General features: G+C 61.9%; 18 protein-coding genes. 11 read left to right on the top strand and 7 right to left on the bottom strand.

What is annotated here, in order from left to right:
• Window positions 1–29: 29 nt before the first annotated feature.
• The 3 genes from OSH12_RS08740 (at window position 30) to OSH12_RS08730 (ending at window position 1364) form a co-directional block, all read left to right on the top strand.
• Window positions 30–263 (top strand): BolA family protein, encoded by a 234-nt coding sequence (locus tag OSH12_RS08740; protein ID WP_201400209.1) that lies wholly within the window; start codon window positions 30–32, stop codon window positions 261–263.
• 35 nt (window positions 264–298) lie between these two features.
• Window positions 299–634, top strand: coding sequence for a Grx4 family monothiol glutaredoxin (gene grxD, locus OSH12_RS08735; protein WP_266343130.1), 336 nt, complete (start codon window positions 299–301; stop codon window positions 632–634).
• A 256-nt stretch (window positions 635–890) separates the two neighbouring features.
• Complete coding sequence (locus tag OSH12_RS08730) at window positions 891–1364, top strand: BA14K family protein (RefSeq protein ID WP_266343129.1); 474 nt, start codon at window positions 891–893, stop codon at window positions 1362–1364.
• A 74-nt stretch (window positions 1365–1438) separates the two neighbouring features.
• Here the strand turns inward: OSH12_RS08730 and ttcA are convergent, their stop codons facing one another.
• The 5 genes from ttcA to OSH12_RS08705 form a co-directional block, all read right to left on the bottom strand.
• The gene (ttcA, locus tag OSH12_RS08725) at window positions 1439–2314 is read right to left on the bottom strand and encodes a tRNA 2-thiocytidine(32) synthetase TtcA (RefSeq protein WP_380223433.1); all 876 of its coding nucleotides are present in this window, start codon (window positions 2312–2314) and stop codon (window positions 1439–1441) included.
• A 70-nt stretch (window positions 2315–2384) separates the two neighbouring features.
• Window positions 2385–3278, bottom strand: coding sequence for a DMT family transporter (locus tag OSH12_RS08720; protein WP_266343128.1), 894 nt, complete (start codon window positions 3276–3278; stop codon window positions 2385–2387).
• A 138-nt stretch (window positions 3279–3416) separates the two neighbouring features.
• Window positions 3417–4034, bottom strand: coding sequence for a 30S ribosomal protein S4 (gene rpsD, locus OSH12_RS08715; protein ID WP_266343127.1), 618 nt, complete (start codon window positions 4032–4034; stop codon window positions 3417–3419).
• Between the two features lie 191 nt (window positions 4035–4225).
• Window positions 4226–5002, bottom strand: coding sequence for an SDR family NAD(P)-dependent oxidoreductase (locus OSH12_RS08710; protein ID WP_266343126.1), 777 nt, complete (start codon window positions 5000–5002; stop codon window positions 4226–4228).
• Between the two features lie 96 nt (window positions 5003–5098).
• Window positions 5099–6088, bottom strand: a complete 990-nt coding sequence (locus OSH12_RS08705; protein ID WP_266343125.1) for a Gfo/Idh/MocA family protein — start codon at window positions 6086–6088, stop codon at window positions 5099–5101.
• A 163-nt stretch (window positions 6089–6251) separates the two neighbouring features.
• Between OSH12_RS08705 and OSH12_RS08700 the strand changes: the two genes are divergently transcribed.
• Window positions 6252–7253: an LLM class flavin-dependent oxidoreductase gene (locus OSH12_RS08700; protein WP_266343124.1), complete on the top strand. Its 1002-nt coding sequence runs from the start codon at window positions 6252–6254 to the stop codon at window positions 7251–7253.
• Between the two features lie 72 nt (window positions 7254–7325).
• Here the strand turns inward: OSH12_RS08700 and murI are convergent, their stop codons facing one another.
• Both murI and OSH12_RS08690 read right to left on the bottom strand, forming a co-directional pair.
• Window positions 7326–8123, bottom strand: coding sequence for a glutamate racemase (gene murI, locus OSH12_RS08695; RefSeq protein WP_266343123.1), 798 nt, complete (start codon window positions 8121–8123; stop codon window positions 7326–7328).
• Window positions 8120–8929 (bottom strand): RNA methyltransferase, encoded by an 810-nt coding sequence (locus tag OSH12_RS08690; protein ID WP_266343122.1) that lies wholly within the window; start codon window positions 8927–8929, stop codon window positions 8120–8122. The genes murI and OSH12_RS08690 overlap by 4 nt, the downstream gene beginning before the upstream one ends.
• Window positions 8930–9070: 141 nt before the next feature.
• Here OSH12_RS08690 and OSH12_RS08685 point away from each other — a divergent pair, with 141 nt between their 5' ends.
• The 7 genes from OSH12_RS08685 (at window position 9071) to OSH12_RS08655 (ending at window position 17987) form a co-directional block, all read left to right on the top strand.
• Window positions 9071–9634, top strand: coding sequence for an HdeD family acid-resistance protein (locus OSH12_RS08685; protein ID WP_266343121.1), 564 nt, complete (start codon window positions 9071–9073; stop codon window positions 9632–9634).
• A complete protein-coding gene (locus OSH12_RS08680) occupies window positions 9631–10539 on the top strand; it encodes a glycosyltransferase family 2 protein (RefSeq protein WP_266343120.1) in 909 nt (302 codons plus the stop codon). Before OSH12_RS08685 ends, OSH12_RS08680 begins: the two co-directional genes overlap by 4 nt.
• A 57-nt stretch (window positions 10540–10596) precedes the next feature.
• On the top strand, window positions 10597–11811 hold the full coding sequence (locus tag OSH12_RS08675) for a glycosyltransferase family A protein (protein WP_266343119.1): 1215 nt from the start codon (window positions 10597–10599) through the stop codon (window positions 11809–11811).
• A gap of 195 nt (window positions 11812–12006) precedes the next feature.
• Window positions 12007–13296 carry a glycosyltransferase family 2 protein gene (locus OSH12_RS08670; RefSeq protein WP_266343118.1) on the top strand — a complete coding sequence of 430 codons (1290 nt, stop codon included), beginning with the start codon at window positions 12007–12009 and terminating at the stop codon, window positions 13294–13296.
• A gap of 189 nt (window positions 13297–13485) precedes the next feature.
• A complete protein-coding gene (locus OSH12_RS08665; protein WP_266343117.1) occupies window positions 13486–14697 on the top strand; it encodes an NADP-dependent isocitrate dehydrogenase in 1212 nt (403 codons plus the stop codon).
• A gap of 825 nt (window positions 14698–15522) precedes the next feature.
• Complete coding sequence (locus OSH12_RS08660) at window positions 15523–16584, top strand: ABC transporter ATP-binding protein (protein WP_266343116.1); 1062 nt, start codon at window positions 15523–15525, stop codon at window positions 16582–16584.
• An 86-nt stretch (window positions 16585–16670) separates the two neighbouring features.
• The gene (locus OSH12_RS08655) at window positions 16671–17987 is read left to right on the top strand and encodes an ABC transporter substrate-binding protein (protein WP_266343115.1); all 1317 of its coding nucleotides are present in this window, start codon (window positions 16671–16673) and stop codon (window positions 17985–17987) included.
• Window positions 17988–18062: the final 75 nt, after the last annotated feature.

Here is an 18062-nt window from a genome sequence, read left to right as displayed (position 1 = left end):
GCTCAAGTTGACGGCTGAGGGGAATTACGATGGCAATGGACGCACGCGACATTGAGGCTCTGATCAAAGAGGCTCTTCCCGACGCGACGGTAACGATCCGCGATCTGGCGGGTGATGGCGACCATTATGCTGCCGAAGTTGTGTCCGAGTCTTTTCGCGGCAAAAACCGCGTTCAGCAGCATCAGATGATTTACGCTGCGCTCAAGGGAAACATGGGCGGCGTCCTCCACGCCCTCGCCCTGCAGACCAGCGCACCGGATTAAGATCGGCCAGTGGCCGCGAAAAGGAAACGATTGAGATGAGCGATATCCAGGCCTTCATCCAGAACGAAGTCAGCTCCAACGATGTCGTGCTCTTCCTGAAGGGCACCCCGGCGTTCCCGCAGTGCGGTTTCTCCGGGCAGGTCGTCCAGATCCTCGACTTCCTCGGCGTCGACTACAAGGGCATCAACGTGCTCGCCGACGCGGACATCCGTCAGGGCATCAAGGACTTCTCGAACTGGCCGACGATTCCGCAGCTCTACGTCAAGGGCGAGTTCGTCGGCGGCTGCGACATCATCCGCGAGATGTTCCAGGCCGGCGAGATGCAGACCTATCTGACGGAAAAGGGCATCACGGTCGCCAAGTCCGCCTGAGCCAGTCGGTAGGCCTGGCCGGACCCCTGATCCGGCGGGAGCGAATTCAAACCGCGCGTGGCGTCATGCGCGGTTTTTCTTTGCGTGCCCGTTCCGCAGGCCCGCATCGTATTCTCATAGAAATTCTCCTCCGGCCATAAGGATTGATCGAGAGAGGGAACGTTCTTCAGCGTTCAACGTTGATCACCCATCGGATAGTCCGTCGAAGCGTTGAAAATATCGATGGATCTTCACACCACGCATGAGGAGAAGACCCATGCTGACGAAAGTCAAAACGATCCTGAAAGCGACGTTGGTTGCCTCGGTTGTTGCTACGTCTTTCCTGGCAGTGCCCACGACAGCGCAGGCACAGTCAGGCGTGCGCGCGGACGGCTCTTACCAGGTCGCGGATCACCGGGGCAGGAACGGTCGAGATGATTGGCGCAGGCACCGTGGCGGTGGCGGCGATTGGCGCGGCCACAACGGCTATCGCAACAACCGCTATTATGGCGGCCGCGGCTACTACTATCGTGACAATAACAACTACGGCGCCGCCGCCGCTGCCGGCATCATCGGCCTTGCCGCCGGCGCCATGATCGCCAACTCGGCCAATCAGCCGCGCTATTACAATGGCGGCGGTTATGGTGGCGACTACGTCTCGTACTGCTCGAACCGCTACCGCAGCTTCAACCCGCGTACCGGCATGTTCACCGGTTATGACGGCTACCAGCATCGCTGCGTGATGCCGTAACCGGCGGGTTTTATTCTGGAATGACAAAGGGCGGCCTTTCGGGCCGCCCTTTTTTATATTCCGAACCGAGCCTGTCAGCGCTGGCCGACAAGGCTCTCGAAATCGAACAGGTTCCGGTCCAGCAAATGCGATGGGTTCGCCTTGCCGAGCGCCCGCAGCATGATCTCCTTGCGGCCGGGCGTCTGTTTCTCCCAGTCCGCCAGCATCTGCTTGACGACATTGCGCTGCAGGCCCTCCTGCGAACCGCAGAGATCGCAGGGAATGATCGGAAACTGCATCGCGGTCGAGAAACGGGCGATGTCGTCCTCGGCCGCATAGGCGAGCGGGCGCAGCACGAGCCGGTCGCCCTCCTCGTTCAAGAGCTTTGGCGGCATGGAGGCGAGCTTGCCGCCATGGAAGAGGTTGAGGAAGAAGGTTTCGAGGATGTCCTCGCGGTGATGGCCGAGCACGACCGCCTGGCACCCCTCCTCCCGCGCCACCCGGTAGAGATGGCCGCGACGAAGCCTGGAGCAAAGCGCGCAATAGGTCTTGCCGGGCTCGATCTTCGAAGTGACGATCGAATAGGTGTCCTGGCGCTCGATCCGGTGCGGCACACCGAGTTCGGTCAAATAGCGCGGCAGAATGTCCGCGGGAAAGCCTGGCTGCGCCTGGTCTAGGTTGCAGGCCAGCAGATCGACCGGCAGCATGCCGCGCCACTTCAGATCGAGCAGCAGCGCCAGCAGCGTGTAGGAATCCTTGCCGCCCGACAGGCAGACCAGCCAGCGGTCGCCGGGCCGCACCATGGCGAAATCATCCAGCGCCTGCCACACCTGACGGATCAGCCGCTTGCGCAGCTTGCCGAACTCGACCGTGTCCGGCCCCTTGCGGAACATCGGATGGCAGGCATCGCCCTCCGCCTCCGGCAATTCCGGGGCGGCGATGCGCCGTGCGATATCGAGAAGTTCGGTCATGGGCTGGGTTCCGGCTGTTGCCGCCTTGATGCCGCGTCGCAGCCCGCCCGGCAAGCCCTAACCGCTTTCCTCAGCGCTTGCGCGTCCAATTGACGATCAACACGCCCCCGATTGCCATCGCGCCACCGAGCAGGCTGAGAAGCGTCGGCACCTCGCCCAGCCACAGATAGCCGATCAGCGTCGCGGTCGGCGCGATGCAATAGAGGAAGTTGGAAGCGCGGGAGGCCGGAAACCGCTTCAGCGCGATGGCCCAGGTAAGGTAGCCGATGACCGTCGGCAGCACGACGAGATAGGCAATCGACAGGATCACCTCGGTGGATGCTAGGCGCAGTGCCTGGATCGTATCGGGGATCGCCGGGGTTAACGGAAGGCTACCAAGAAGGAGCACCCAGGCGGTGACAGCGAGCGCCGGCATGCGCCCCAGGAGCGGCTTCTGCAGGATGGTCGAGACCGAGGTGCAGAGGGCAGCACCGAGGATCAGCAGCGCGCCAATATTGAGCCCGATCCCGTCGCCGCTGCCATAGGCGATCAGCCCGACGCCGAGGAAGGACACCAGCGTTCCGACCCATCCGCCGAGCCCAAAGCGCTCGCCGAGCAGCGGCACGGCGATCAGCGCCACGATGATCGGGTTGATCTGGATGATGAAGGAGGCAGGCCCCGCCGCGATCGTCTGCTCGCCCGTATTGAGCAGCACCGCATAGGCCGAGATGAACAGCACGCCGATCACCAGCAAACGCAGGAAATCCTTGCGCGAAGGCAGAGGTGGCCTGGCGATGAGAAGATAGAGCCCAGCTGGAACGGCGGCGGAGAGGTAGCGCGCGGCAGCGAGTTCGACCGGCGTCAGCGCCGTCAGGCCGACGCGAATGGCGGCAAAGGCGGACGCCCAGCCGACGATCGTCGTGGCAATGGCAGCCAAGCCGACGAGATCGCCGGCGCGGCGCTTTTCGATCGCGATTTCGGTCATCGGGTCCTCCCTCCGTCGGAGAATCCCTTGATACGCCGCCGAATGGTCAATCCGAAGGTCGGAAATGCCTGCGCAGCGCACAAAAAAGAAAAGGCCGCCCGAAGGCGACCTTTTCCAGAACTCGATAACGCTGACGGATCAGCGCGAATAGAATTCGACGACCAGGTTCGGTTCCATGTGAACCGGATACGGCACGTCGGCGAGAGCCGGCACGCGCGAGAACTTGGCGGTCATCTTGTGATGATCGACTTCGATGTAGTCGGGAACGTCACGCTCGGCGAGCTGGGTCGCCTCGATGACGATCGTCAGCTGACGCGAAGCTTCCTTGACCTCGATCACATCGCCGACCTTCGCCTGGAAGGACGGAATGTTGACGCGACGGCCGTTGACCTTCACGTGACCGTGCGAGATGAACTGGCGCGAAGCGAACACGGTCGGGACGAACTTGGCGCGATAGACGATCGCGTCCAGACGGCTCTCGAGGAGGCCGATCAGGTTCTCCGACGAATCGCCCTTGCGGCGGGTCGCATCGGCATAGATCTTCCGGAACTGCTTCTCGGAGATATTGCCGTAGTAGCCCTTGAGCTTCTGCTTGGCGCGGAGCTGGGTACCGTAATCGGAAACCTTGCCCTTACGACGCTGGCCGTGCTGGCCGGGGCCGTATTCGCGCTTGTTGACCGGGGACTTGGGACGACCCCAGAGGTTTTCACCAAGACGACGGTCAATCTTGTGTTTAGACGAAGCACGCTTCGACATCGCATATCCCTTGGATACGAGTGACAGGGACACGTGCCCTCCTCTGCCAGCCTTTTGGGCCGGCCGACAGGAAACGAAGAACGTTTCCGCGGGTGCGTGAAATACCGCGCCGGCCCGAATGAGCCAACGCGATGGGCCGGGGTGTAGAGGAGATGGCCGGGCGAGTCAAATCCCGGAGCCGGTTAGCCGCCTCAGGCAACCGACATCAGCAATCCGCCCTCGACCCGCAGCGCCGCGCCGTTGGTGGCGGCCCCAAGCGGGCTCGCGACATAAGCCACCAGCGCCGCAATTTCCTTCGGATCGATCATCCGCTGCAACAGCGACGACGACCGATAAAGCCTGAAGAACTCCTTCTCCAGCTCGGCCTCGCTGCCGGGATTGCCGGGGAATACCGAGCGCAGGAAATCACCGATTCCGGCGGAACGGGTCGGGCCCGGCATGATCGAGTTGACCGTGACGGCCGTGCCCTTGGTCAGCTCGGCCAGCCCGCGCGCGATGGTCAGCTGGGCCGTCTTGGTCGTCGCGTAGTGGATCATATCGGGCGGAACCTGCAGCGACGATTCGCTGGAGACGAAGATGATCCGGCCCCAGTTGCGCTCCAGCATCGCCGGGAAATAGTGCCGCGCCAACCGGATACCGCTCAGCACGTTGACGTCGAAGAAGTGAAGCCAGTCTGCGTCGGTGATTTCGACGAAGGGCTTCGCTTCGTAGATGCCGAGATTATTGACGAGGATATCGATGGACGGCACGGCGCTTGTCAGCGCGGCAGCGCCCTCGGCGGTGGCCGGATCGGCAACGACGCCGCGCGCCGCACCGATCTCGCGCACGGTCTGCTCGACCTTCTCGGCCGAACGCCCGGTGACGATGACGGCCGCCCCTTCCTCGGCCAGCGTCTTGGCGATCGCCAGCCCGATACCACCGGTCGATCCGGTCACCAGCGCCGTCTTGTTCGACAGTTCGAGGTCCATTCCGATCTCCTGATCCTGCTTGCCTTGGCGTCCACAGGCGCCTCAAATCACGCTGCGGCAGACTAGGAGACTTTGCCGCGCCGGGCACGCCCGGAATCAGGCACGGCGGATATCGGCCTCCCAGCCCGTCAGCATCTCCATGATCTCGATTGAATCGGCGGGACGTGGCGACGGGCGCTCGGCTTCCTTGCGGCCGGCGGCGAGGCTGCGCTCGACCATCCGGACTTGGTGCACAAAAGCATCGGCATCGCTTTCGACGACGATCTCCTCGCGGGTTCCATCAAAGCCGGTGAAGAGCAGCCGGCTGGCGCCCGCCTCCGGAAGCCAGGGATTGTCGAGGAAGCGCAGGCTGCCCTTCTCACCGACGACGATGAACTCCGGATACATGCCATAGGTCTCGGCCGTCTGAACGGTCGCCAGAATGCCGTTGCCGAAATGGACCACCAACGCCGCTTCGCTGACATTGCCATCCTGCGTCGAGATCGTGCCAGTCCCGGTGGCAACGCGATCGCGGAACGCGCCCTGTCCCGCTACCGTCTGCACGGTCAGTTGCAGCAGCGACACCGGATAGCAGCCGAGATTGTAGAGCGCGCCGCGCCCCTGCGGATTGACCACCTGCCAGATGTCGGCGGCGTAATTGGCATGGATCGACTTCACCGCGCCAAGCCGACCCTCCCGCAAGATTTCAACGAAGCGGGCGATCAGCGGATGGGCGAGATACATCAGCCCTTCGACGAAGAAGACGTCGTTTGCCGCGACGGCCTCGACCAGCGCCCGACTCTTCTCCATGTCGATGGAAAGCGACTTCTCGCTGAGAACCGCTTTGCCTGCGGCTGCCGCCTCGCTGACGAAGCTGTGGTGCAGGTGGTTCGGCAGGCCGACATAGACGACATCGACAGCCGGGTCTGCGAGCAGTTCGGCATGGTCGGAATAGGCGCGATCGCCGCCAAAAAGGGCCCGGAACACTTCCGTACGGTCCAGGTCACGGCCGGCAACGGCAGCGATGCGCGATCCGGGGCTCCGCTGGATCGCCGCGGCGACCGTGTCGGAGATAAACCCCGTCCCGAGAATGCCCCACCCGATCATCGTCCGATCCCCCTGTCATGCCTGCCGCATCTAGCCTCGCGCCGAGTTCGGGAACAAGGGAGCCACATAATGTATCATTCAATACAAAAAAGAGCGTCCCGACCTTTCTAATCTTGGCCCGGCTGCCCACATAGCGAAAACACTGACCCCGCCGGAGCGCCTCATGCCCACGCACGCCACTATTCCGTTGTCCGTTCTCGACCTCGCCCCGGTTCGCCAGAACGGAACTGTCGCAGCCGCTCTTGCCAATTCGCTCGACCTCGCCCGCCATGTCGAAGGGCTGGGCTACAACCGTTTCTGGGTCGCCGAGCATCACAACATGCCCGGCATCGCCAGCTCGGCCACGTCCGTGCTCATTGGCTATCTCGCCGGCGGCACCTCAACGATCCGCGTCGGCTCGGGCGGCGTGATGCTGCCGAACCATGCCCCGCTCGTCATCGCCGAGCAGTTCGGCACGCTGGAAGCGCTTTATCCCGGCCGGATAGACCTCGGCCTCGGCCGTGCGCCGGGCAGTGATCCGATGACCATGCGCGCGCTCCGCCGCGACATGACCGACGACGACAATGCCTTTCCGCAGAATGTGCAGGAACTATTGGCCCTGCTGGCGCCCGCGGCGGAAGGCCAGAAGCTGCGCGCGGTGCCCGGGGCAGGATCCAACGTCCCGGTCTGGCTGCTCGGCTCCTCGACCTTCAGCGCCCAGCTCGCCGCATTGCTCGGCCTGCCCTTCTCCTTTGCCAGCCATTTCGCGCCGCAGCGGCTGATGGAGGCGCTGGAGACCTATCGCCACTTCTTCAAGCCGTCCGAATATCTGGACAAGCCCTATGTGATGGTCGGCCTTCCGGTCATCGCGGCCGAAACCGACGAGGAGGCGAACTTCCAGGTGACGACGCAATACCAGCGCCTCGTCAATCTGGTGCGGGGCCAGCCGACCGTGCTGATGCCGCCGGTCGACAGCATGGACAGTCTCTGGGAGCCGCGTGAAGAAGCCTATGTCCGGTCCCATCTGGGCGTGGCGATCATTGGCGGACCGGAGACGGTCAAGAAGAAGCTTGCCGCCGTCATCGAGCAGACCGGCGCGGACGAGTTGATCGTCACCACGGATTTCTATGAGCCCGCCGCCCGAAAGCGATCCTTCGAGATCCTCATGGACGCGCATCGCGGCTAGAGTCTTGCCGGGTCGCGTTTTCTTCACGCGACCCGGTGTTCACCTCGCTCGAAAACGCTTTAGGCGATACGCTCAGGCTATCTGCGCCGGGCTGAGGCCAAACTGGGCCAGCAGGCGAACCTGCGCCTGCGCCCAGGGCTTGCCGGAGGTGAGACAGGCTTGGCCGGCTGCCATCGCCACGCCGGCCGGATCCCGCGCCAGCGAAAGCACCGAGAGCACCCGGCGCGCGATAGCCTCTGCCGGGTCCACCCAGGTAACGGGCCAGGGCGCGACGGCCTCCAGGCGCTCTATCAGGAATGGATAGTGTGTGCAGGCAAGCACGATCGTATCCGTCCGCTTGCCGTCCACCTCGATGAAGGCCGGCTCGATCTCGGCGCGAATGGCGGCGTCATCGACGGCATCGCCGCGCATGATAGCCTCGGCGAGCGGCGCCAGCTCCGACGAGCCGACCAGGCGGACGTGGCATTCGCTGGCAAAGCTCTTGATCAGTTCGCGCGTATAGTCACGCTTCATCGTTCCCGGCGTCGCCAGAACGCCGACGACATGGCTGTTGGAACGCTCGGCGGCCGGCTTGATCGCCGGCACGGTGCCGATGAAGGGTATCGCATGGCGCGTGCGCAGCGGTGGCAGGACCAGCGTCGAGGCCGTATTGCATGCGATCACCACGGCATCCGGCGCGAAACGTTCGATCAGCCGTCCCATCAGCGCGACGATATGATCGGATAGCGGTCCCGCCTCCCAATCGCCATACGGAAACCCGGCATCGTCCGCGACATAGGCGATTTCAGCCGAGGGCAATTGCCGCCGGATCTCGCGCAGGACCGAGAGACCTCCGATACCCGAATCGAAAACCAGCAGCCGGGCGGTCAATCGTCCGCCTCGCGGCTGGTGGTTTCCGTGCCATCGGCGCGACGACGCGGCCGGGTCGGCCGATTTTCGAGCGCCGCGACGACGCCGCGCAAGGTGCGGATGTCGGCCTCGGTGAACTGGGCCCGCTGCAACATGGCGCGCAATGTCTGCACGACGACGGGGCGCTTTTCCACCGGCCGGAAGAAGGTGACGGCGTCGAGCGCGCCTTCCAGATGTTCGAACAGGCCGAACAGTTCCTGTTTGGTCGCCGGACGACTGTCATTCGGCGTGGTGAAACGAAGCCCCGCCTCCTCCGTCTCCAGACCGCTCCGCCGCCATTCATAGGCGAGGATCAGAACGGCCTGGGCGATGTTGAGCGAGGCGAATTGCGGATCGATCGGCAACGTCACGATTTCATCGGCGAGCGAGATTTCCTCGTTCGTCAGGCCGATACGCTCCCGCCCGAACAGAATGCCGGTCCGGAGACCGCCATTCATATGGCCGCGCATGATCTCGGCCGCGGAGCCAGGGCCGCGCACCGTCTTGGCCAGTTCGCGGGGGCGCGCTGTCGTCGCGACGAGATAGCCGAGATCGGCAACCGCTTCCTCGACCGTCGGGAACAGGCGGATGCGATCGAACACATGGACGGCGCCGCTGGCTGCGCGCCGCGCGCTCTCGCTCGGCCAGCCATCGCGCGGATTGACGATGCGCAGATCGCGCAGACCGAAATTCGCCATGGCGCGGGCGGCAGTGCCAATGTTCTCGCCAAGCTGCGGTTCGACAAGAATGACGGCTGGCCCGTCGACAAGAAGTTCAGAAACGACCATTTCGCCCGTGCATCATGTTGAGAAGGCCATCTCCTAGCCCATAGATCGCGGTCACGCTATATTCGCGCCGCGCAAAGCCCGTTGCAGCACTCGCCTGAGTCGCAATGATGGCACGAGGACCGTCCAAGGGGAGGACATGAGATGCCCGCAGATCTGGCAGCCAATAAGAGCTTTTCCACGACCGTACGGGAGAAATGGGGCTGGTTCCTAATTCTGGGTATCGTGTTCGTGATTGGCGGCGTCTTCGCCATCGCAATGCCGTTGATCTCCAGCGTCACGGTGGCGATATTCATTGCCATTGTCCTCGTGATCGCAGGCATTTTCCAGATCTTCCAGGCTTTCAGCGTCCAGGGCTGGGGCGGTTTTCTTTGGCAGCTGGTCGTTGGCATCGTCATGCTGATTGGCGGCATCGCGATTTATATGATGCCGGTCACCGGCGCTGTCTTCGTGACGTTCATCATTGCCGCGGTCTTCCTCGCGAAGGGCATCTTCCAGATCGCGCTCTCCTTCCGCGTCCGCCCGATGGACGGCTGGGGCTGGATCCTCGCCGCTGGCATCATCGCCTTCCTGGCGGGCTTGTTCATCCTGCTGCAGTATCCGTTCTCCGGCCTCTGGGTCCCCGGCACGCTGGCCGGCATCTCGCTGCTCTTCACGGGCTGGAGCTACATCGCGCTGGCTCTGGCTGCACGACGCATCACGGCATGAATCAAGCGGACTGGCGTGAGTTCTATGGTGTCGGCGGCAGCGAAAAGCTGCCGCTCGTCTCCATCATCGCCATCAACTTCAGCTACGCGGCCTACCTGAAAACGGCGCTGGAATCGGCCGCCGCCCAGGACTATCCGGCACTGGAAATCATTGTTCTCGACAATGGCTCAGAGGATAATAGCGTCCCCCTGATCGAAGCCTTCGTCGAACGACATCCCGAAGTTCGCTTCATCAAACTCGCCAAAAATCTCGGCCAGTTGGGCGCTGCGCACCACATACTGACGCAACACTCCGTCGGCGGCGACTATATCGCCTTCCTCGACACCGATGACTTTCTCTTCCCGAGTTTCATAAGTCATCACATCCGCGCCCATCTGCTCGTGGCCAATGGTGCTGGAATATCTACTAGCGAAACGCTTCAGCTCGATCGCGAAGGGACGATCGTCGCCGGCAACATACCGCTATGGTGGAAGTCGCAGGCGATTGACCCTTCCGACTGGAAAACAGTTGAAGTATCCACAGATCACAAACCTCCGCAGATTCTCGATTTCACGCTGGTCGCGCCTCGCATTACGCAGTGGCTGTGGTTTCCTGGGACGTCGAATGTCTACAACCGAAAGAGCATAGATGAGCTATTTTCGGCTATCGTCGAACCGATCGAAAAGCGGTTTACCCTAGATACGTGCGCCGCGCCGGTCGGTCACCTCGGACAGGGCAGCATCATGCTCCACGAAATACTGTCCTGTTATCGAGTGCACGACAGGAATTCCAGCGTGACAGCTCCAACGCTCCAGCACTTCAGTTCGGGCAGGGCTTCATTTAGCAAGGGGAACAAGCAGCAGCATCGCTGGTTCCGGAAGAGCTTCAAACATATCAAAATTAGGCGCCTCATAGCGGACAAGTGATGTACGAACTGCCCCTCGCACCTTCCATCGATCCGGATTTTACCAAACGGAGGCGTCATGGAGCGGGCTGACTTCTCCGTCGGCGGAATACACGCGCCAGAGCTTGCGGCGCCCGGCGCGATTGCGCTCCCTCTGCTTTCTTTCATCATCGTACCGGATCAATTTTTGGATCTCGGCCCGCTGATCGCAGCGATCGATGCGCAGGACTACCCACGCATCGAGATCATCGTCGTCGGGCCAGTCGCATCTGATAGCGACGTGAGCTTCGCCGGGCAGACCGAGTTGAATTCCCGCCTACAAACCGTTTCGCTCGCGGAAACGCTCAGTCCGATCGAAAGAGGATTGGCTGGTCTGCGATTGGCCAATGGTGAATTCATCTCCTTCCTGGATGGCGATGCTGTGCCACGTCCGAATTTTGCGTCTGCGCATATCCAGGCACATCTCGCTAGCCGGCACGCCGTGCCGCTCACGCTTTCGGACTTCACCTCGATGAGAGCCGCCGGAAAGGATCACCCTGCATCCGTGGCGTATCTGTCAGACGGCAGCCTTATGCCTAGCGGCAAAACTATCCGGCTCTCCTGTATCGACGATGCCGCCTATGCGACGCTGTCAGAGCGGACGGAGCTGGTCGCCCCGGAGGCTCAAGACTCGATTCACTCGGTAGCCCAAGGCGCCATCTACAGGCGCTTCGTCCTGGAGTTGCTGCACCCGATCGAACCGCGATCGGATATTGAAACGCTCTCCATCCCCCTGCACTACCAGCCCCTCTGTATCCTGCTGGGCGGCGCAGCGATGATCGACTTGAAATTGATGACCGTCTCCGATGGTAGGGCCGCCACAACCACACTCACCGACGAAAAACTTGCAACGATCGCCGTCCGGGAAAAGCTCAAAGTGTGGGGCGCGAATGGCTCGGACTTTTCGCCGCGAGTAGGTGCCAAGCGCTACTGGAGTGGGATCACCGCCTTGTTACCCCTCCAGTCCGATACAAATGATGCGACATTCTCGGCGAGGACCACGGAATTAATGGCCGGCCAAATTGCGTTGTTGTTCGCTGCCTTTGGTGAAAAACAGACGATCCACCATCTCGACACGCTGCTGCCGAGGCCAACGCTGCTCAGCGTTCTTAAACAACATTATGGCTCCCACCTGCCGCTCCGCATCCATTGGGCCCTTCAGTCCAGCCCGATCCGGACGATGCATGAACAGATCCGGCTCTACCTGCGAGCACGCCGAATCCGACGCCGCCAAGCCCGCAAGACGTCGCCTTGACGGTCGGACTGGGCATAGAAATCTGGAATGGGTGTAATCAAGGTATTGCGCAGATGAATTCGGCAGCCTAGGGCTCAGCTAGCTAGGCTCCGAGCCGGCATGGTGCCGGCCAAGTCTCCCTCGACGACACACAGCATCGACCGGAAGCAGAGCCAGACCGACACGCCCCCCCCCGGATCGGTAGGATACCCCGTATTGACAAACCCTTCTTTCGCGGGCGCATGCGCAGACCTCACGATCTCTGGTGTTCCCACCTCGAAACTCGCGCCTGCCGGCGAAGTCCAACTGCCGAAGGTATCCTTCATCGTTCGGAACTGGAACTACGCCCGCTACATTGGCGTCACCATCGACTCGATCCGGGCGCAGGACTACCCGAATTTCGAAGCGATCGTCATCGACAATGCCTCGTCAGACGACAGTCGCGATATCATCGAACGCCATGTCGACGACGATCCAAGATTTCTCATTATCCATTCCGAAGTTAACCTCGGCCCGCTTGGCGGTGGCCTGCTGGGGCTTGAGCATGCAACAGGCGATTTCGTCGCTTTCATCGACTCGGACGACACGTTGCTGTCGAACTTCGCTTCCGCCCATATCCAGGTCCATTTAGCCAGCCGCCGCAATGTAGCGTTCACATCCAGTTCCGCCATGGAAACCGGTCCGAATGGCGCCATGCTCAATGGGCGTCGCACGCGCAGCGACACGCGATGTGACGAGACAACCGACGGATTGCGTCCCGCCGAAGTAGTTCCCCGCCTCCGGTCCATAGACAACGACACCTATGCCGTCCTTGCGCGTCACACGCGACTTCTTCAGCCCGTATCTATGAAATGGCCATGGTCACCCGGCACGTCGAATGTGTACCGGCGATTCATGCTCGACATGCTCACTCCCAACTGCGATCCGAGCGACCTGCCCAAACTGGCAACTGACGGGCACTATAATCGCCTCGCGCATCTTCTCGGCGGCTCTGCGGTGATCGATCTTCCGCTTTCGACTTACCGTATCCATGGCGACAATTTCGCTGCGTCGACGCCGAGCCTAGCCAGCATGGGCGGCGACGCCGGGCCGGCGACGAAGTTTCACATGCTCAGGGTACGCGAGATGGTTCGCGTCTTCGTTGCCAACGCCCCCGACTTTTCCATCCAAATCGGCCAAAAGCGCTATTGGAACGCCCTCGGCGCCTTGTTTGAACTGGGTGGGCTGAAGTCGGCAGCGGACAGGGTCGCCTGGAACCGGGATGACTTCTTCAGCAGCCAGATCCAGCATTTGACGGTGTCGTTTGGAGAACGGAAGACCCTGCGCAGATTGTCGGAAATCGTTCCATCTGATCTCTTGCGAGAGGGAGTAAGCTCGCTCCATGGCGCGAATTTTCCTCGTCGTATCCGCCAGGAACTCATGCTGAGCTCCGCAAGAAGGTTGCACGCCCGGATCAAAAGCGCGATCCGCAAAAGCCGCCACAGGCGATCCGCAGGCTCCTATTAAGCCGACCTTGATGGACACGGCCCTGCCTGGAAGATTTTCTTACCGCACATTCTGCCCCCGCCCAGCCTTTGCGCGTTTTGAGCGCGATGCTATAGGGGAGCCCGCACCATCCTCGGCGCCGTCTTGCCGTCCGCGGCCTCCTTCCGCCGGCAAGTCGAGCCGTCCAACCCCGAAGCGAGGTTCTCTTCCATGGCGAAGATCAAGGTAGCCAATCCCGTCGTCGAGCTCGACGGCGACGAGATGACCCGGATCATCTGGCAGAACATCAAGGACAAGCTGATCCACCCCTACCTGGATCTCGACCTCCAGTATTATGACCTCGGCATCGAGCATCGCGACGCCACCAACGACAAGGTGACGGTCGAAGCCGCCGAGGCGATCAAGAAGGTCGGCGTCGGCGTCAAGTGCGCCACCATCACGCCGGACGAAGCCCGCGTGAAGGAATTCAACCTCAAGGAAATGTGGAAGTCGCCGAACGGCACGATCCGCAACATCCTCGGCGGCGTCATCTTCCGCGAGCCGATCATCTGCCAGAACGTGCCCCGCCTGGTTCCCGGCTGGACCCAGCCGATCATCGTCGGCCGTCATGCCTTCGGCGACCAGTACAAGGCGACCGACTTCCTCGTCCCCGGCAAGGGCCGGATGACGATCAAGTTCGAGGGCGAAGACGGCACCGTCATCGAGAAGGAAGTCTTCAAGTTCCCGGGCGCCGGCGTCGCCATGGCGATGTACAACCTCGACGAATCGATCCGCGAGTTCGCCCGCGCGTCGCTGAACTACGGCCTGATGCGCAAGTATCCGGTCTATCTCTCGACCAAGAACACCATCCTCAAGGCCTATGACGGCCGCTTCAAGGATCTGTTCCAGGAAGTGTTCGACGCCGAATTCGCAGCCGAATTCAAGGCAGCTGGCATCACCTATGAGCACCGCCTGATCGACGACATGGTCGCCTCGGCGCTGAAGTGGTCCGGCGGTTATGTCTGGGCCTGCAAGAACTATGACGGCGACGTCCAGTCCGACACCGTCGCGCAGGGCTTCGGCTCGCTCGGCCTGATGACCTCCGTGCTGCTGACGCCCGATGGCAAGACCGTCGAAGCCGAAGCCGCGCACGGCACGGTTACGCGTCACTATCGCCAGCACCAGCAGGGCAAGGAGACGTCGACCAACTCGATCGCGTCGATCTTCGCCTGGACGCGTGGCCTCGCCCATCGCGCCAAGCTCGACGACAATGCCGAACTAGCCAAGTTCGCGCTGACGCTCGAGAAGGTCTGCGTCGACACGGTCGAAGCCGGCGACATGACCAAGGATCTGGCGCTGCTCGTCGGACCGGACCAGAAGTGGCTGTCGACCACGGGCTTCCTCGACAAGGTCAGCGATAACCTGACCAAGGCGATGGCATAAGCCTCACCACCTGATCGGAATACGAAACGGCGCGGGCTCATCCCCGCGCCGTTTTCTTTTGGGCAACACGGTTCAATGCCATCGACGCGATGGGGCGCAAACTATCACCCCCCAATTGCGGCATCCGGCATGACGCTTACGTCAGCATACCCAATACGAAACGAACAAATCGAACGGCTGCCCTATAGTTCAAAATTATCGATAGTTTACGATGTTGCAACTGCTCAATTGTCGAAGACTCATCTTATTGCGACGCAACAAATACACAGGCTCACGCGTTATTCTAAATAACCATGCCGCGTTGTGTTGACCGCAGCGAATAACTTTTCATATGATCAATTGATCTGCGCGACATAGCCGCGTACTCGGACAGAGGGAGAGACTGTCTTGGACGAGTTGGCGCAAGCTCATGCCGCTCTGTGAGCGGTTGAGGCGGCTAACTCTGGAACGGCAATTGCCACGGCGGCGCATGGAGGTGCGCGCTGTTCGTGAGCCCATCGGCAAGCCTTGCGGCACAATCAAACCAGCGCGAGCCGGCTGGATTTCCGTTCCGCGACACAGCGACCGAGGCACCAGCGCATGAGGAGCGTGGGACGCAATTGCGACAGGCATTCAGCCAGTGTCTTGCGAACCTCTCGCGGGAATCGACCGGCAGCAGCATGAAACGACCGTCAGGCAGCGTGGCGCGCACCTAATTCATGCAAAACGTCCGCAATGCCGGCAAGACGCCCGGCGTCGACGCCCAGGGTCAATGGCGCGTGTCGAAAAATCACCGCCAGGATGCATCCAAAGGCGGCACTTACATTAAGTTCTGGGAGGACGTGTATGGCGTCAGTAGAATTCGTAAATGTGAAAAAGTCATTCGGCGCTCAACCGATCATCCGGGGCGTCGACGTCCAGATCGATGACGGCGAGTTCGTTATCCTTGTCGGCCCGTCAGGCTGCGGGAAATCGACTCTGCTGCGGATGCTGGCCGGATTGGAAAACATCACCGCTGGCGAGATCCGCATCGGCGACAAGGTCGTCAATCGCATGCCGCCGAAAGAACGCGACATCGCGATGGTGTTCCAGAATTATGCGCTCTATCCGCATATGACGGTTGCCGACAACATGGCGTTTTCGCTCACGCTGAAGGGCGCCAGCAAGGCCACGATCGACGAGCGCGTCCGCCCCGCCGCCGAAATCCTCGGATTGACCCATCTGCTCGAACGCTACCCCCGCCAGCTTTCGGGCGGCCAGCGCCAGCGCGTCGCCATGGGCCGGGCGATCGTCCGAGATCCGCAGGTATTCCTTTTCGACGAACCGCTTTCCAATCTCGACGCCAAGCTGCGTGTCGCCATGCGGGCCGAGATCAAGGAGCTGCACCAGCGCCTGAGGACAACGACCGTCTACGTCACGCACGACCAGATCGAGGCCATGACCATGGCCGACAAGATCGTCGTCATGCATGACGGCCGCGTCGAGCAGATCGGAGCGCCGCTGGAACTCTATGATCGGCCCGTCAATCTCTTCGTGGCCGGCTTCATCGGCTCGCCCTCGATGAACATGATCAAGGGACGCCTCGACCCGAACGACGCCAGCCGCTTCGTGGCGACGGACGGGAGCGTGCTTCCGGTCGCCCGAGAGATCGAGGCAGCCAAGGGCCGGGATCTCGTCTATGGCCTGCGGCCGGAGGCCATGCGGCTCGACCCCGCCGGCGTTCCCGCAAAAGTGCTGGTGATCGAGCCCACCGGCTCGGAGACGCAGATCATCGCCACGCTCGCGGGCGCCGATGTCACCTGCGTATTCCGCGAGCGCGTCGCGGTAAAGCCGGGCGAAACGTTGAACATCGGCATCGACGCGGCGGCGATCCACATCTTCGACGCCGAAACTGGACTTCGCCTTTAGGGATCCATCCCCAAAGAGCGCGCCGCTTCGGGACGGCGCCTGCAACGCAGGCAAATCCCGCAAAAAGCAGGAGGAGGAGGAACCCCATGACTTTGAACAGACGCCATTTTCTGACCACGTCCGCCGGACTAGTCGCTGCGACCGGCCTTGGCGGGCTCGGAATCAGCCCCGCATTCGCCCAGGCCGCGGCGCCGACCTACAAGCCGGAAGAAGGCGCTTCGCTTCGTCTGCTGCGCTGGGTCCCGTTCGTCCCGGGTGAGGAAGCCGCCTGGCTCGCCAACACGAAGAAGTTCACCGACGCAACCGGCGTCGCGGTTCGCATCGACAAGGAAAGCTGGGAGGACGTCCGTCCGAAGGCGGCAGTCGCGGCCAATATCGGCTCCGGCCCGGACATGGTGATGAGCTGGTTTGATGATCCGCAGCAATATCCCGACAAGCTGCTCGACCTGACCGAACTCGGCGAATATCTGGGCGGCGCCCATGGCGGCTGGTACCCCGGCCTCGAGGGCTACGCCAAGCGCGACGGCAAGTTCATCGCCCTGCCCCTCTGCGCGATCGGCAACGCCATCGTCTATCGCGACAGCCACATGAAGGCGGCCGGCTTCAACGAATTCCCGAAGGACACAGCCGGTTTCCTCGAGCTCTGCAAGGCCCTGCAGGCGAAGGGCACCCCGGCTGGCTTCCCGCATGGCAAGGCTGTCGGCGACGGCAACAACTACGCCCATTGGCTGCTGTGGAGCCATGGCGGCAAGATGGTCGACGAGGCGGGCAATGTCGTCCTCAACAGCCCCGAGACGCTGGCTTCGGTCAAATATGCGCAGGAGCTCTACAAGACCTTCATTCCGGGAACGGAAAGCTGGCAGGACGTCAACAACAACCGCGCCTTCCTGGCCGGCCAGGTATCGCTGACCGCCAATGGCGTGTCGGTCTACTACGCCGCCATCAAGGATCCTTCGATGAAGGAAATCGCCGAGGACATGCGTTCGGTCAATCTGCCGATCGGTCCGGTTGGCGAATCCGTCGAGCTTCACCAGGCCTCGACCCTCTCCGTCTTCAAGCACACGAAGTATCCGGAAGCGGCCAAGGCCTATCTGCAGTTCATGTACCAGGCGGACAACATGAACAGCTGGATCGAAGGCGCCAGCGCCTATTGCTGCCAGCCGCTCAAGGCGTTCGCCGATAATCCGGTCTGGACCAGCAATCCGATCCATGCGGCCTATGCCAAGGCGTCCGGTTCGCTGCGTCCCAACGGCTATGCCGGCCCGCTCGGCACCGCCTCGGCAGCGACCATGGCGGACTATGTCCTGGTCGATATGTATGCCACCGCCGTCACCGGCCAGATGTCGCCTGAGGACGCCATCGCCCAGGCCGAACGTCGCGCGCAACGCTACTACCGCGTCTAGTCGGCACCTTCGTTTCCCGCCGCGCAGAGCGGCGGGAAACACCCTGATCCATGCCTGGGCGCGGAGATGTCCATG

Source organism: Kaistia terrae, from assembly GCF_026344005.1.
GTDB lineage: Bacteria > Pseudomonadota > Alphaproteobacteria > Rhizobiales > Kaistiaceae > Kaistia > Kaistia terrae.
The sequence above is the reverse complement of the archived record's forward strand: the minus strand, read 5'-3'. Positions and strand labels throughout refer to the sequence as shown.